We start from the raw sequence: 14,268 nt of genomic DNA, 5'->3' as shown, positions 1-14,268 counted from the left end.
ACGTGTCACAGGAGAAGTCCGTCCAGACCCGGGAGGAGAGCGGGTACGACTACGACGTCATCGTGGTCGGCTCCGGCTTCGGCGGCTCGGTGAGCGCCCTGCGCCTCACCGAGAAGGGATACCGGGTCGGTGTGCTGGAGGCCGGCCGCCGCTTCACCCGCGAGTCGCTGCCGAAGACCTCCTGGGACCTGAAGAACTACCTCTGGGCCCCCAGGCTCGGCATGTACGGACTCCAGCGCATCCACCTGCTCGGCAATGTCATGGTCCTGGCGGGCGCGGGGGTCGGCGGAGGCTCCCTCAACTACGCCAACACCCTCTACGTACCGCCGAAGCCCTTCTTCGAGGACCCCCAGTGGAAGGACATCACCGACTGGGAGGAGGAACTGAAGCCGTACTACGACCAGGCGCAGCGCATGCTCGGCGTCCGCCTCAACCCGACGATGACCCCCTCGGACGTGCATCTGAAGGCCGCCGCCGAGCGGATGGGCGTCGGCGACACCTTCCACATGGCCCCGGTCGGCGTCTTCTTCGGCGACGGCAAGGACGCCGGCGGCACCGTGCGGGCCGCGCCCGGCGAGAAGGTGAAGGACCCGTACTTCGGCGGTGCGGGACCGGACCGGCAGGCCTGCACCGAGTGCGGCTCCTGCATGACCGGCTGCCGCCTCGGCGCGAAGAACACCCTCAACGAGAACTACCTCTACCTCGCCGAGAAGGCGGGGGCGGTCGTGCACCCCATGACCACGGTCGTCTCCGTCACCGACGACTCGCGCGGCGGCTACGCGGTCGTCACCCTGCCCACCGGACGGAAGAAGGGCTCCGGCCGCACCTTCACCGCCCGCCAGGTCGTGCTGGCCGCCGGCACCTACGGCACCCAGACACTGCTGCACCGCATGAAGGCGAACGGCCGGCTCCCCTGCATATCCGACAAGCTCGGCGAGCTGACCCGCACCAACTCCGAGGCCCTGGTCGGGGCCCAGACCGACGACCGCCGCTACCGCAAGGCCACCGGCGAGCCGCGGGCCGACTTCACGCGCGGCGTCGCCATCACGTCGTCCATCCACCCGGACGCCGACACCCACATCGAGCCGGTCCGCTACGGCAAGGGCTCCAACTCCATGGGCGGCCTGTCGATCCTCCAGGTGCCCTACGCCGGCGAGAACGCCTCCGGCGCCTCCCGGGTGCTCGGCTTCCTGGCGCACGCGGCCAAGCACCCCCTGCTGGTGCTGCGTTCCCTGTCCAACCGCCGCTGGTCGGAGCGGACCATCATCGGCCTGGTGATGCAGTCGCTGGACAACTCCCTGACCACGTACCTGAAGCCGGCCGGCGTCGGCAAGGGCCTGCTGACCGCACGGCAGGGCCACGGCTCACCCAACCCGAAGCAGATCAAGGCGGCGACCGAGGGCGCGTCGGCCCTCGCCGCCGAGATCAACGGCTTCGCCGGCTCCAACGTCGGCGAGCTGATGGGCACCCCGCTCACCGCCCACTTCCTCGGCGGCTGCCCGATCGGCGCCGACCGCACCACCGGCGTCATCGACCCCTACCACCGGCTGTACGGCCACCCCGGTATCTCGGTCGTCGACGGCGCCGCCGTCTCGGCCAATCTGGGCGTCAACCCGTCCCTGACCATCACGGCGCAGGCCGAGCGCGCCATGTCGTTCTGGCCGAACAAGGGCGAACCCGACCCGCGTCCGCAGCAGGGGGCGGCCTACGAGCGTCTGGCCCCCGTCGAGCCCAAGTCCCCGGCGGTCCCGGCGGAGGCGTTCGGCGCGCTGCGGCTGCCGTTCCTGGGGATGCCGGCGGTGCCGCCGAAGGAGTAGCCGCACCTGGCGAAGAGACGAAGAAGGACCTGCGCCCCCCTCCGAGCGCAGGTCCTTCTCACGTACTCAGGTGCTCAGCGCACCCGGACGCCGTTACGCGGCGGCACCGCTCTTGCGGCGCTTCACCACGAACATCGCACCAGCACCGGCCACGACGGCGAACCCGCCGACGAGCGCGATGGTGGGCAGCGCGGAGCTGGAACCGGTCTCGGCCAGCTCGCCGGTGATCTCCTTGGCCCCGCCCTGCGGCTTCAGCTTGTCCTCGGCAGGGGCGGTCGGCTTCTTGCCGTTCGGCTTGGCCTCGCCGACGTCACCCGGCTTCTTGCTGCCGGCGGCGAGCACGGTGAACTCGTAGTAGTCGCCGTTCACGTAGCACTGGGTGCCGTCGCCCGAGTACACGGCGTTGCTCAGTGCGATGGCGGAACCGGCGGGAGCCGACTCGTTGACCTTCACCCGCAGGTCGAGCGTGGCGGTGGTGTCCGCCTCCAGGGTGCCGAGGACGGCGAGGAAGGTGCCGGAGAAGTTGTACGACTCCCCGTCCTCGAACTCGAAGCCCTCCTGGTAGGCGGAGGTCCACTTGCCGTCTTCCTTGACCTGGATCTCGGCCAGGCCGTCCACGAGGGAGGCCTCGGTCTCGTCGCTGTACTCGGCGAAGGCGCGGATCCAGACGTCCTTCAGGTCCTTGTCGCCGTTGTTCTCGACGACGAACTCGAAGTTGTGCCAGCCCGAACCGGCGACGATCTTGTTCGGCAGGCCAGAGATCTGGGCCGTGAGCTTCTCGTCGAGGTCGTAGCTCTCGCAGTCGTAGTAGGGGTTCCACGCGTCCTCGTCGTCGGCCGGCTTGCTCGGCGACGGGTCGGCGGCGGCGGGAGAGGACGTGCTGGCCGACGGCTTCGCGCCACCCGGCTCGGTCTCGTCGTCGGTCTTGTCGCCGTCCGCCTCGGTGTCCGCCTCGCCTTCCTCGCCCTTCGCGGGCTCGGACTCCGTCGCGGCCGGGTCCTTCTCCTCCGTGGACTCGGAGGTGGAGGCCGAAGGCGCCGGAGCCTGCTCCGTCTCCTTCGACTCCCCGGCACCGGTCTCCTCGGAGGGCGAGGCGCTCGGGGAGGTGGTCGTGGTGTCGTCACCCGTCGCGAACGCCGCCGGAGCGGAGAGCAGGGCGAGCGGCGCGATGACAGCCGTCGCGGCCGCGGTGGCCATGGCGCGGCGAATCTTCATGAAGTCCTCAAGAAGTCCTGAGTGCTGCGGTGTCACAGCACGCGCGGGTGGGCGTTCCGCGTGTGGGGCCGCGGGTGTGGCCCTTGATTCACCGGGTTTGATCAGTGAAACCTGTGAATGGTTGTGCCCGGACTGACAGAAATTTTATGTGTTCTGGATCACTTGGTTTCGGGCTCGACTGGGACCCCGGGCATGACGAAGGGCCCCGCGGGACGTCGGCCGCGGGGCCCTTCCTCGGTCAGCACCGGTGCCAGGGCGTCACCGGTGCCTGGGGAGCGGCGCCGGGGGGTCGCGCCGCTTGCCTGTCATGCCCCGGGCGTCGGTACGGGGACGCGGGGCAACGTGCTTGTCGTCAGCGGGACTTGGTTCGCTTCGTATCGTGCTGGTCGGGAACGGCCTCCGCAACCGGTCGGCCCGGACTGCGTCAGGTCCGCCGGCCGGCCCCGGGCGTCCCCGGAGCCGGCCGTTCTCTTGGGTGACCGGGCTGCTGTCCCCTGCCGTCCGGTCACTTCCCTGGAGCGAGGTCCCACGACGTACGGCACGATCCGTACGTCTCATCGCCCCAGCGAGCCACGCGTGGTTCTGTCGGGCCCGCGCCTGGCTGACACGGACACCGGGACCAACGAAGCGGCCCGGGCGCCGGTCACGCGCCGTACGGGTGAGAGACGTTGCCGAACTCAGATACGAGCCGGCGGCGGCTCAGACACGGCCCCGGCACAGTTCGAGCAGCGTCATCGCCAGGGCCGTGCCCGGCTTGCCCAGGGCCTGGCGGTAGTGGTCGAGGACCTCCATCTCGCGGGCGAGGTTCACGCGCCGGCCGCCGGAGGTGATCCGGGCCTCCTGGATCACGGCCGAGACGGCCATGCGTTCCTGGATCAGGCCGATGATCCGGTCGTCCAGCGCGTCGATGCGTTCCCGGGCGCCGGTGATCACGCCGGCGGCCTCGGAGGTGCGGGCGCCGGTCCGGTCGGCGCCCGGGCCGGCCTCGGCGGGGATCGTCGCGGCGCCCTTCGCGGGGGTCTGTGCGGACGTCTTCGCGGGGGTCTTCTCGGCGGCTGCGGTGGTCATGTCGGGGCTCCTCGCTCGGCGGTGGGCGGGGCCCCGGGGCGACAGGACCGGGAAACGACAGGCGCCCCGGGCCTTGTCGGCCCGGGGCGCCTGGGAAGTCGCTTGTCAGTTGCTCAAGCAGCACGACCATGGCAGCCGGCGGGCCGGTTGCCATAGGTAAACAGGAAGACCTGGTGCGTGAGCATGGGCCCAGTATGCCCCGCCGACGCACGGTGTCCAAGCGCGTTCGCATGGTGACCCGCATCGTGAGACGCCGAGCGCGGGACGGCCGGCCCGGCCGCGTCGGTAGAATCGGGAAGCACAAGACCCCCGCCCGACCGCCGGAAGGCACCCCGTGTCATCAGCGACCCCCGCTGCCAGCGCCGCCCCCGACACCGTCCTGGTCGTCGACTTCGGCGCGCAGTACGCCCAGCTCATCGCCCGTCGCGTCCGCGAGGCGCGGGTCTACAGCGAGATCGTGCCGAGCACCATGCCGGTCGAGGACATGCTCGCCAAGAACCCGGCGGCGATCATCCTCTCCGGCGGCCCCTCGTCCGTGTACGAGCCGGGCGCCCCGACCGTCGACCGCGCCCTGTTCGAGGCCGGTGTCCCGGTCTTCGGCATGTGCTACGGCTTCCAGCTGATGGCGCAGTCCCTCGGCGGCAGGGTCGACAACACCGGCGCCCGTGAGTACGGCCGCACCGGCCTGCACGTCTCCAAGAACTCCTCCACCCTCTTCGAGGGCACCCCCGAGGAGCAGGCGGTGTGGATGTCGCACGGTGACGCCTGCTCCGCCGCCCCCGAGGGCTTCGCCGTCACCGCCTCCACGGACGTCGTCCCGGTCGCCGCCTTCGAGAACGACGACAAGAAGCTCTACGGCGTCCAGTACCACCCCGAGGTGATGCACTCCACGCACGGGCAGCAGGTGCTGGAGCACTTCCTCTACCGGGGCGCCGGCCTCACCCCGGACTGGACCACCGGCAACGTCATCGAGGAGCAGGTCGCCGCCATCCGCGAGCAGGTCGGCGACAGGCGCGCCATCTGCGGCCTGTCCGGCGGCGTGGACTCCGCGGTCGCCGCCGCCCTCGTCCAGAAGGCCATCGGCTCCCAGCTGACCTGCGTCTACGTCGACCACGGCCTGATGCGCAAGGGCGAGACCGAGCAGGTCGAGAAGGACTTCGTCGCCGCGACCGGCGTCCAGCTCAAGGTCGTGGACGCGAGCGAGCGGTTCCTGAACGCGCTCAAGGGGGTCTCCGACCCCGAGGAGAAGCGGAAGATCATCGGCCGGGAGTTCATCCGGGTCTTCGAGCAGGCCCAGGCCGAGATCATCGCCGACCAGGGCCCGGCCGTGGAGTTCCTGGTCCAGGGCACCCTCTACCCCGACGTGGTCGAGTCCGGCGGCGGCACCGGTGCCGCCAACATCAAGTCCCACCACAACGTCGGCGGCCTGCCGGAGGACCTCGAGTTCAAGCTGATCGAGCCGCTGCGCAAGCTGTTCAAGGACGAGGTCCGCATGGTCGGCCAGGAACTCGGCCTGCCGGAGGAGATCGTCCAGCGCCAGCCGTTCCCCGGCCCCGGCCTCGGCATCCGCATCGTCGGCGAGGTCACCAAGGAGCGGCTCGACCTGCTCCGCGAGGCCGACGCCATCGCCCGCGAGGAGCTGACGGCGGCCGGCCTCGACCGCGACATCTGGCAGTGCCCGGTGGTGCTGCTCGCCGACGTCCGCTCCGTCGGCGTCCAGGGCGACGGCCGCACCTACGGCCACCCGATCGTGCTGCGCCCGGTCTCGTCCGAGGACGCCATGACGGCCGACTGGTCGCGGCTGCCCTACGACGTCCTGTCCCGGATCTCCACCCGGATCACCAACGAGGTCAAGGACGTCAACCGGGTCGTCCTCGACGTCACCTCCAAGCCGCCGGGGACGATCGAGTGGGAGTGACGCCGGGCGCGACGGCGGGACCGGCAACGGGAGCGGCGTCGGCTACGTGCGCTTGATCGTGCGCACGGGCCGGCCCGGCTTCCAGACCTGGACGACCAGATGGGTGTCGTCCTCGACGGACGTCCGGGTGACCTCCGTCAGCTCGGTGCGGAAGAGGTGGAACGGCTCCGGCGGTTCCACCTCTTCGCCGTACGCGGCCTTCGTCGCCGGGTCCTCGACCTCGATCGCCCGGCCGCTGATCCGTACGTCGCCGCCGCCCATGCCGGTGCCGTCCCCGGGGTTGGCCTGGAGCGCGAAGCGCGGGTCGCGGCGCAGGTCCAGCGCCTTGAGGGAGTTCGGCATCATGCCGAGCCACAGCTCGCCGCCCAGGAAACGCACCTCCAGGCCCGTGGTGCGGGGCGAGCCGTCCCGGCGGAGGGTCGCGAGGACGTGGTGCGGGCAGGCGCCGAAGCGCTTCTCGACCGTGGCGGCCAGTTCCGGCTCTGCGGTGGTGAAAGCGGCCCAGTTCACTGTCATGCGGCGAGTGTGGCAGCCATACCGGACATCTTCTGACGCGTATGGACCGGCCCGCCGGGATGTGGTGCGCGCCGCTCTTCGTGAGGGGAGCTGTCCTCCCGGGGCCACCGCCGGTACCTTCCGGCCCGTAAAGCATTCCAGTGCCGGAGGACACATGCACGGGACGTCCGGGGCCACTCCGCCCCCGCCGCTGCCCACCGATCAGCTGCGGTTCGCGATGCCGCCCATGCACGAATCGGTCGAGGACGAGCGCCGGCACCGCAAGGAGCGGCTCGCGGGCGCACTGCGCGTCTTCGGGCGGTACGGGCTGGAGGACGGGGTCTTTGGGCACATCACCGCCCGCGACCCCGAGTTCACCGACTGCTTCTGGGTCAACCCGTTCGGTATGCCGTTCCAGCACGTCACCGTGAGCGACCTGGTGCTGGCCAACTCCGACGGTCAGGTCGTCGACGGCCGCTACCACGTCAACCAGGCCGCCTTCACCGTTCACTCCCAGGTGCACGCGGCCCGGCCGGACGTCGTCGCCGTCGCCCACTGCCACTCCGTGCACGGCCGTGCGCTGGCCGCGCTCGGGGAGCTGCTCGACCCGATCACGCAGGAGAGCTGCGCCTTCTACGAGGACCACGCCCTGTACGACGCCTACAGCGGCGTCGCCGTGGACCAGGAGGAGGGACGGCGCATCGCCGCCGCGCTCGGCTCCGGCAAGGCGCTCGTCCTGCGCAACCACGGGCTGCTGACCGTGGGGGACTCGGTGGACGCGGCGGCCTGGTGGTTTCTGTCCATGGAGCGGTCCTGCCAGGTGCAGCTGACGGCGCGGGCGGCGGGCCGGCCGGTGCTGATCGACCACCGGGCGGCGGTGGCCACACGCGAGCAGCTCGGCGGGGACATCATGGCGTGGATCAACTACCAGCCGCTGTGGCAGGACATCAGCCGGAGCGAGCCGGATCTGCTGAGCTGAGACCGCGTCGGCGGGTCAACACGGCGGCGCCGGTGTCACTCGTGCCGGGCAGAGGGGGCGGGGGACGGCGGGCAGGGGCCGCGTTTCGTACGGCACAATTCGCTGGCGTCGTAGGGGATTTACGGGTCACCGGTGCTCGTGTTCGCGCTTGCGGTCGTTTCGCCTTCGCGTTTGCGCTCGCGCTCGCGTGCGCGCTCGTGCACGGTGCGGGGAGGCGGGTGTGGGGCGTGGCGGTGCAGGAGGCGGGACGCGAGGGCGTGGACACCTGGGGTGACTGCGCGTGCGGGGCCCGGGCAGGGCACCGGCGGGCGGTCGCCGAGTTCCTGCTGCGGCGGGACGAGTTCGCGGCGGGGCGGCACGTGCCGGCCGCGGTGGCCCACTCGCCCTCCGCGGCGCGCCAGTGGGTGTCGGCGGAGCTGGAGCAGTCCGCGGAACGTCTCGCCGAGCGCGGCCGTGCCGAGGGCGCGGCCCGGCTCGGGGGACTGTGGCGGCGTACGGCGGGCGTGGTGTGGGCGGTGGTGGCCGTCCTGCTGCTCGTGCAGGCGCTCACCGCGATCGGCAGCGGGTGGACCGCCTCGCGGAGCGCCGGGCTCGTGGCGGCGGTGGTCGTGGCCGGGGCGCTCACGGTGGCATCGTGGCTCCACCGGGCGCGGGGCGGGGTGCTGGCGCCGGTCGTCGGTGAGGACAACCGGCTGTCCACGTCGCGTGCGGTGGCGGCGGTGTGGGTGCTGTTCGTCGGGTACGCGACGCTGGTGCCGGCGTTGCGGTTGGCGGTGGCCTCGGGGCGGGCGGAGCGCGATGCGCTGCTCTCCGGCCTGGGGTTCGGCCGTGCGGCCGGGCTGGTGACCGTGCTCGCGGTGGTGTGCGGGATCGCGGTGCTGGTGCGGCGGGTGGTCGGGGTGCGGGTGCTGGGGCAGCGGCTCCAGAAGGTGCCGGCGACTCGACCGCGGGCGGCGGATCTGCTGACGGACGATGCGGGGCGGGGGGCGTTCGCGGACATCCAGTACGTCGTGATCAATGCGGTGGCGCTGGGGTTCGCGGTGGTGCGGCTGGCGCGGAGTCCGGAACGGCTGCCGGATCTGCCGTGGGGGCTGACGGCGGTGGTGCTGGTGTCGGCGGCGACGTATCTGGCGGGGAAGTACGCGGAGGGCGGGCGGCCGGTGATTCTGTCGGTCGTACGGGCGCGGGAGCCCGGTGACCTGGACGGGCCGATCCGGACCGGGGAGGACGTCGAGATCCGCGGGGCCGGGTTCGTGCCGCCGGGCGCGCAGCGGGCGGATCTGCTGGCGCGGGTGGTGGTCCGGATCGGGGCAGTGTACGTGCAGGTGCCGCTGATCCCGGTGGCGGGCGGCTTCGGCAACCCTACGGACACCCTGCTGAGGGTGCCCGTACCGGCGGACGTGGAGCCGGGCCGGGTGGACGTCCAGGTGGTGACGGCGGCGGGCGCGGAGTCCAACCGCTGCGTGATCGAGGTGACGGAGTGAGCCACCGGGGGGTGGGGGTTCGCGTTCGCGTGGTGGGTCCCGCCGTGCGCGTCTGCGGGTAGAGCCCCGGCCTGCCGCCACTTGCGCGCCGCGGGCGGCACCCCGCTGCGCGGCGCCCCACGCCGGGCAGTGGGGAACAGGGCGGCGTCGGACGTCTTTCGGGAACGATCTCGGGGGAGCAGGATTGAGCGTGGCCCCCTTGTCGTACGTATGGTCCGGTGAGGGGCTCCGCACCCATGCGTGAGAGGCGGCAGGCGACGATGACCCACGGCTACCGTACGGACACGGACTCGTACCGCCCCGGCGGCGACTGGCGCGACACGGCGACCCGGTACGCCCTGCTCCCGCTGCGCGTCTTCCTCGGCGTCACCTTCGTCTACGCCGGTCTGGACAAGCTCACCGACAGCGCGTTCATGCAGGACGCCGGTGCCGGTTCCATCGGCGACATGATGCGTGCCGTCCGTGACTCGTCGGCCGTCCCCGCCCTGGTCGACCTCGCGCTGGAGAACCCGGTCGGTTTCGGATACGCCATCGCCCTCGGCGAACTGGCCGTGGGCATCGGCACCCTGCTCGGGCTGCTCACCCGGCTCGCCGCGCTCGGCGGGGCGCTGATCTCGCTCAGCCTGTGGCTGACCGTGAGCTGGGCCTCCGACCCGTACTACTACGGCAACGACCTCGCCTACCTCATGGCCTGGATCCCCCTCGTCCTGGCCGGCGCCCCCCTGCTCTCGGTGGACGCCGCCCTGCGGGCCCGGCGACGCCGGTAGGGCGCCGTCAGGAGCGGGACTCCTCCGTGGCACGGCGCCGGCGGACCCCCCGGGCCACCATCCCCGCCACGCCCGCCAGGCAGAGCCCCCCGACGACGAGCGGGACGACCGCGAACCAGGGCGTCTGCCACAGTCCGCCCGCGTCACCCGCGTAGACGACGCCCGCCGCCGTGAGGAAGAGACCGGCGACCAGCCGTCCGGGCTGGAACTCATGGCGCAGCACGGGTCACCTCCGCCTGACCGACGCCCACCTGGAGGTCCAGGTCGAGCGTCCCGGTGTTCCCGCCGCCCTCCGCGGCCGGCAGGGTCAGCTCCTCGTGCTTGCCCGGTGCCACGTCCACGTCCTTCCGCTCGTCACCCGGCAACTGGATGTCCCCCACCCCGACCTCGACGCTCAGCCGCACGGTGACGTCCCGCGGGACGACGACCTGGATGCGGCCGATGCCGACGTCGGCCCGCGTGGCCAGGGTCTGTCCGTCCGCGACGTCCAGCCGGGAGAGATCCAGCGTGCCGTCGCCCGCGCCGACGTCGTACTGCTCCCGCAGGTCCGCCACCGTCGCGGGTCTCCACGTCGGGTGCGTCCACCGGTTGCCGATGGTGTCGGGCAGCGCCGCCGAGCCGGTCAGCAGGGCCGCCGTGACGACCGCCAGCAGGATCGTGCCGCCGCCGAGGCGGCCGAGGAAGGCGCTGACCGCGAGGCCGAGGCCGAAGACGGCGAGGGCACAGGACAGGCCGGTCTGGAGGCTGGTGCCCAGCGGCTGCGCGTCCCAGGTCAGGCCGGTGCCGAGGCCGCCCGCGAGCAGGGCCAGGAGGAAGACCCAGCCGCCGATCCCGCGGGGGCCGTGCCGCCGCGGCGGCCGCGGGCGCAGGTCCTCGCGGTCGTCGTGCAGCCCCAGGCTGACGTCGGCGGCCTCCGCCACGTCCCGGTCGCGGGCGTCCCGGGGGCCCCACAGGTAGCCGGTGCCTCCGACATGGGTGCCGTCCTTCACGATGGGGTCCCGCCACCAGGACGGGTACGCGGCGGCGACCGGCGGCGCCTTCGGCTCCGGCGGGGCGTCGGCCGCGGCCTGCGCCGCTATGGGGTCCGGTCCCGGTGCGCCGCGGTGGCGCGACCAGTACCCGGCGCCGGCCAGGAGCAGGGACAGGACGACGCCGAAGGTCAGCACCCCGCCGTTGTCGAGCATGGTCAGGAAGACGCCGCAGCCGACCAGCGTGAAGAGCACGGCCGCCAGGGCCTGCCCGTCGACGCGGCCGGTCAGCAGCCTGCGGAGCTCGTTCTCGTCCTCGTCGTCGTAGGGGACGAAGAGCCAGGCGAAACCGTAGAAGAGCAGGCCGATGCCGCCGGTCGCGGAGAGCACGGCCAGCGTGATCCGGAAGATCACCGGGTCCATGTCGTAGTGGCGGCCGAGCCCGGCGCACACGCCGGCGAGCAGCTTGTGGGACCGGTCGCGGTGGAGCTTCGCCGGCGGCTCGGGGGCGTCCGCCCCGGCCGGTGCGCCGGTCCCGGGGGCGGCATCCGCGGCCGGCGCGGCGTCCCGCGGCCCGGCGCCCGGGCGGGGACGCGGGCCGGGGCCGGGTCCCGGACCCGTCGCGGCGTGCTCGTGATCGGTCATGGGTCCATGGTGACGGGCGCGGCGGCGGGACGGCAGCCGGGGCGACCCTGGCCGGACCCTGATATCGGCCCCTGATGCGGGGCGGGGGTACGGGCGAGGATCAGGGGTGTCTCCGGGGGCGACCCTGATGCCCCGGCCGGGGCGGTCGTGTGACCATCGGTGACATGCCGGAAGCCGCCACAGCGCCACTCGTCGAACCGCGGCCGCCGCGCAAGCTCTACCGCAGCAGCGACGGACGCTGGCTCGGTGGTGTGGCGCGGGGGCTCGCCGGGCACCTCGGGCTGCCCGTGGTGTGGGTGCGGCTGGCGTTCGCCGGACTGTTCATGGCCGACGGCCTGGGCGCCCTGCTCTACGCGGCGTTCTGGTTCTTCGTGCCGCTCGGCGTCGGCGGCGTCGACGCCGAGCGGCCCCCGTCCCTGGTCACCGCCGAGACCTCGCCGGACGGCCGGCGCAGACTCGTCGCCCGCAAGCCCGACAAGGGACAGATCGTCGCCCTGCTCCTCATGGTCGTCGTGGCCATGGTCTTCGTGGGCAACGTCAACCTCGGTGGCGGGGCCCGGGCCTACCTGTGGCCCACCGTGCTGGTCGGCGCGGGTGTCGCCCTGGTCTGGCGGCAGGCGGACAACGCGCGCCGGGCCCGCTGGGTCGAGGTCGGCCGGCACCGGCGCACGGTCACCGTGCTGCGTGCCGTGGCCGGCGTGCTGCTCGTCACGGCCGGTGTCACCGGCATCTTCGTGCTCCAGGGCTCCGCCGCCCACCTCGGCTCCGTCCTCCAGGCGGCGCTCGCGGTCCTCGTCGGCATCACGCTGCTGGCCGGTCCGTATCTGGTGCGCATGACACAGGACCTCTCCGAGGAGCGCCTGATGCGCATCCGGGCCCAGGAGCGCGCCGAGGTCGCCGCCCATGTGCACGACTCGGTGCTGCACACCCTCACCCTGATCCAGCGCAACGCCGAGAGCCCCGGCGAGGTGCGCCGCCTGGCCCGGGCGCAGGAGCGCGACCTGCGCGCGTGGCTCTACAGACCGGAGGGCAACGGCAAGGACGAGGACGACGAGCCCGCGACCCTCGCCGAGGCCGTGAAGCGCAACGCCGCCGAGGTCGAGGACAAGCACGGCGTCCCCATCGAGGTCGTGGTCGTCGGCGACTGCCCGCTCGACGAGCGGGTCGGGGCGCAGATGCAGGCCGCGCGCGAGGCGATGGTGAACGCCGCCAAGTACGGTGGCGAGGGCGGCGCCGTTCAGGTCTACGCCGAAGTCGAGGGCAGGACGGTCTTCGTGTCCGTCCGGGACCGCGGCCCCGGCTTCGACCCCGACTCGATCCCCGCCGACCGCATGGGTGTCAGAGAATCGATCATCGGCCGCATGGAGCGCAACGGCGGCACGGCGCGGCTGCGCGCGGTGCCCGGCGGCGGCACGGAGGTCGAGCTGGAGATGGAGAGGGCGGAGAACACGTCATGAGCGACCCGACCGAGGCGAACGGGACGGCCGGAGCGGATGCCGCCGGCGGTGCGAGCGGGCGGCACGTGCGCGTGGTCCTCGTCGACGACCACCGCATGTTCCGTACGGGCGTCCAGGCCGAGATCGGCCAGACCGAGCAGACCGGCGTCGAGGTGGTCGGCGAGGCCGCCGACGTCGACCAGGCGGTCACGGTGATCACCGCGACCCGGCCGGAGGTCGTCCTGCTCGACGTGCACCTGCCCGGTGGGGGCGGCGTCGAAGTGCTGCGCCGCTGCGCCGCGTTGATGGCGGACACCGAGCGGCCGGTCCGCTTCCTCGCCCTGTCCGTGTCGGACGCGGCCGAGGACGTCATCGGCGTGATCCGCGGCGGCGCCCGCGGCTACGTCACCAAGACCATCACCGGCACGGACCTGATCGACTCCGTCTTCCGCGTCCAGGAGGGCGACGCCGTCTTCTCGCCCCGGCTGGCCGGCTTCGTGCTGGACGCCTTCGCCTCCACCGACGCCCCGCCGGTCGACGAGGACCTCGACCGCCTCACCCAGCGCGAGCGGGAGGTGCTGCGTCTCATCGCCCGCGGCTACGCGTACAAGGAGATCGCCAAGCAGCTGTTCATCTCCGTCAAGACGGTCGAGTCCCATGTCTCGGCGGTCCTGCGCAAGCTCCAGCTGTCCAACCGTCACGAGCTGACCCGCTGGGCGACCGCGCGGCGCCTGGTGTGACATCGTCGCGGGCATGACCGCATCCGACGCCCTCTCCGTCACCCGCGAGGCCTACGACGCCGCTGCCGCCACCTACGCCCGGCTGTTCCGCGACTCCCTGCGGGACAGCCCTCTGGACCGGGCGGTGCTGGGGGTCTTCGCCGAGGCCGTGCGGGAGGACGGCGACGGTCCGGTCGCGGACCTGGGGTGCGGGCCCGGCCACGTCACCGCGCATCTGGACGGGCTGGGGCTTTCGGCGTTCGGTGTCGACGCCTCCCCGGCGATGATCGGGCTGGCGCGGCAGGCCTACCCGGGCCTGCGGTTCGAGGTGGGCTCCATGGCCGCGCTGGACATCGCCGACGGCGCACTGGGCGGCGTGCTCTCCCGCTGGTCCGTCATCCACACCCCGCCCGCCGAACTGCCCGGCGTGCTGGCCGAGTTCCGGCGTGTCCTGGCTCCCGGCGGCCATCTGCTGATCGGCTTCTGGGCGAGCGAGGGCCCGTCGCATCCGGCGCAGGCCTTCGACCACGCCGTCACGACCGCCTACCGCTGGTCCCCCGACCATCTCGCCGGGCTGCTGAGCACCGTGGGGCTCACGGAGGAGGCCCGGACGGTGCGCCGGCCCCGGCCCACGGACCGACGGCAGTTCGACGAGGTGCACCTGCTCGCCCGCAGGGCCTGACCGGGGCGGCCCGCCCACGGCGACGGCCCGCCCACGGCGACGGCCCGCCCACGGCGACGGCCCGCCGCCGGGGTG

General features: G+C 72.8%; 13 protein-coding genes. 8 read left to right on the top strand and 5 right to left on the bottom strand.

Going from position 1 to position 14,268, the window contains the following annotated elements; translation table 11 throughout:
- Positions 1 to 2: 2 nt before the first annotated feature.
- Positions 3 to 1,817 carry a GMC oxidoreductase gene (locus tag ACZ45Q_RS02705; RefSeq protein ID WP_468253974.1) on the top strand — a complete coding sequence of 605 codons (1,815 nt, stop codon included), beginning with the start codon at positions 3 to 5 and terminating at the stop codon, positions 1,815 to 1,817.
- A 93-nt stretch (positions 1,818 to 1,910) separates the two neighbouring features.
- On the opposite strand, the gene ACZ45Q_RS02700 is transcribed toward ACZ45Q_RS02705, so the two are convergent.
- On the bottom strand, positions 1,911 to 3,032 hold the full coding sequence (locus tag ACZ45Q_RS02700) for an LAETG motif-containing sortase-dependent surface protein (RefSeq protein WP_468253973.1): 1,122 nt from the start codon (positions 3,030 to 3,032) through the stop codon (positions 1,911 to 1,913).
- A gap of 699 nt (positions 3,033 to 3,731) precedes the next feature.
- On the bottom strand, positions 3,732 to 4,100 hold the full coding sequence (locus tag ACZ45Q_RS02695) for a chorismate mutase (protein WP_468253972.1): 369 nt from the start codon (positions 4,098 to 4,100) through the stop codon (positions 3,732 to 3,734).
- A gap of 334 nt (positions 4,101 to 4,434) precedes the next feature.
- Between ACZ45Q_RS02695 and guaA the strand changes: the two genes are divergently transcribed.
- The gene (gene guaA / locus ACZ45Q_RS02690) at positions 4,435 to 6,018 is read left to right on the top strand and encodes a glutamine-hydrolyzing GMP synthase (protein WP_468253970.1); all 1,584 of its coding nucleotides are present in this window, start codon (positions 4,435 to 4,437) and stop codon (positions 6,016 to 6,018) included.
- A 42-nt stretch (positions 6,019 to 6,060) separates the two neighbouring features.
- Here guaA and ACZ45Q_RS02685 read toward each other — a convergent pair whose 3' ends face one another.
- Entirely contained in the window at positions 6,061 to 6,534 is a 474-nt protein-coding gene (locus tag ACZ45Q_RS02685; RefSeq protein WP_468253969.1) for a pyridoxamine 5'-phosphate oxidase family protein, read from the bottom strand.
- Between the two features lie 154 nt (positions 6,535 to 6,688).
- Between ACZ45Q_RS02685 and ACZ45Q_RS02680 the strand changes: the two genes are divergently transcribed.
- The 3 genes from ACZ45Q_RS02680 to ACZ45Q_RS02670 all read left to right on the top strand — a co-directional run bounded on the left by ACZ45Q_RS02680 (position 6,689) and on the right by ACZ45Q_RS02670 (position 9,743).
- Positions 6,689 to 7,492: a class II aldolase/adducin family protein gene (locus ACZ45Q_RS02680; RefSeq protein ID WP_468253968.1), complete on the top strand. Its 804-nt coding sequence runs from the start codon at positions 6,689 to 6,691 to the stop codon at positions 7,490 to 7,492.
- A gap of 227 nt (positions 7,493 to 7,719) precedes the next feature.
- The gene (locus tag ACZ45Q_RS02675) at positions 7,720 to 8,976 is read left to right on the top strand and encodes a hypothetical protein (RefSeq protein ID WP_468253967.1); all 1,257 of its coding nucleotides are present in this window, start codon (positions 7,720 to 7,722) and stop codon (positions 8,974 to 8,976) included.
- A gap of 260 nt (positions 8,977 to 9,236) precedes the next feature.
- Complete coding sequence (locus ACZ45Q_RS02670; protein ID WP_468254329.1) at positions 9,237 to 9,743, top strand: DoxX family membrane protein; 507 nt, start codon at positions 9,237 to 9,239, stop codon at positions 9,741 to 9,743.
- 7 nt (positions 9,744 to 9,750) lie between these two features.
- Here ACZ45Q_RS02670 and ACZ45Q_RS02665 read toward each other — a convergent pair whose 3' ends face one another.
- Positions 9,751 to 9,966, bottom strand: a complete 216-nt coding sequence (locus ACZ45Q_RS02665; protein ID WP_468253966.1) for a hypothetical protein — start codon at positions 9,964 to 9,966, stop codon at positions 9,751 to 9,753.
- Positions 9,953 to 11,356, bottom strand: coding sequence for a PspC domain-containing protein (locus ACZ45Q_RS02660; RefSeq protein WP_468253965.1), 1,404 nt, complete (start codon positions 11,354 to 11,356; stop codon positions 9,953 to 9,955). Before ACZ45Q_RS02660 ends, ACZ45Q_RS02665 begins: the two co-directional genes overlap by 14 nt.
- Positions 11,357 to 11,520: 164 nt before the next feature.
- Here ACZ45Q_RS02660 and ACZ45Q_RS02655 point away from each other — a divergent pair, with 164 nt between their 5' ends.
- Genes ACZ45Q_RS02655 through ACZ45Q_RS02645 form a run of 3 tightly spaced genes read left to right on the top strand, consistent with a single transcriptional unit; the run spans position 11,521 to position 14,193 of the window.
- The gene (locus ACZ45Q_RS02655; RefSeq protein WP_468253964.1) at positions 11,521 to 12,813 is read left to right on the top strand and encodes a PspC domain-containing protein; all 1,293 of its coding nucleotides are present in this window, start codon (positions 11,521 to 11,523) and stop codon (positions 12,811 to 12,813) included.
- Positions 12,810 to 13,532 (top strand): LuxR C-terminal-related transcriptional regulator, encoded by a 723-nt coding sequence (locus ACZ45Q_RS02650; protein WP_468253963.1) that lies wholly within the window; start codon positions 12,810 to 12,812, stop codon positions 13,530 to 13,532. Before ACZ45Q_RS02655 ends, ACZ45Q_RS02650 begins: the two co-directional genes overlap by 4 nt.
- A gap of 13 nt (positions 13,533 to 13,545) precedes the next feature.
- A complete protein-coding gene (locus tag ACZ45Q_RS02645; protein WP_468253962.1) occupies positions 13,546 to 14,193 on the top strand; it encodes a class I SAM-dependent methyltransferase in 648 nt (215 codons plus the stop codon).
- Positions 14,194 to 14,268: the final 75 nt, after the last annotated feature.

The sequence above is a fragment of the Streptomyces sp. NPDC031049 genome (genome assembly GCF_055571015.1).
Note: the sequence above shows the minus strand (reverse complement) of the source record. Positions and strands in the feature narration are given on the sequence as shown.

What these genes read in the sequence shown, in the direction of transcription:
- ACZ45Q_RS02685 (WP_468253969.1), bottom strand. Translation starts at nt 6,534, where the DNA reads ATGACAGTGAACTGGGCCGCTTTCACCACCGCAGAGCCGGAACTGGCC.
- ACZ45Q_RS02660 (WP_468253965.1), bottom strand. Translation starts at nt 11,356, where the DNA reads ATGACCGATCACGAGCACGCCGCGACGGGTCCGGGACCCGGCCCCGGC.
- ACZ45Q_RS02695 (WP_468253972.1), bottom strand. Translation starts at nt 4,100, where the DNA reads ATGACCACCGCAGCCGCCGAGAAGACCCCCGCGAAGACGTCCGCACAG.
- ACZ45Q_RS02645 (WP_468253962.1), top strand. Translation starts at nt 13,546, where the DNA reads ATGACCGCATCCGACGCCCTCTCCGTCACCCGCGAGGCCTACGACGCC.
- ACZ45Q_RS02655 (WP_468253964.1), top strand. Translation starts at nt 11,521, where the DNA reads ATGCCGGAAGCCGCCACAGCGCCACTCGTCGAACCGCGGCCGCCGCGC.
- ACZ45Q_RS02700 (WP_468253973.1), bottom strand. Translation starts at nt 3,032, where the DNA reads ATGAAGATTCGCCGCGCCATGGCCACCGCGGCCGCGACGGCTGTCATC.
- ACZ45Q_RS02680 (WP_468253968.1), top strand. Translation starts at nt 6,689, where the DNA reads ATGCACGGGACGTCCGGGGCCACTCCGCCCCCGCCGCTGCCCACCGAT.
- ACZ45Q_RS02650 (WP_468253963.1), top strand. Translation starts at nt 12,810, where the DNA reads ATGAGCGACCCGACCGAGGCGAACGGGACGGCCGGAGCGGATGCCGCC.
- ACZ45Q_RS02670 (WP_468254329.1), top strand. Translation starts at nt 9,237, where the DNA reads ATGACCCACGGCTACCGTACGGACACGGACTCGTACCGCCCCGGCGGC.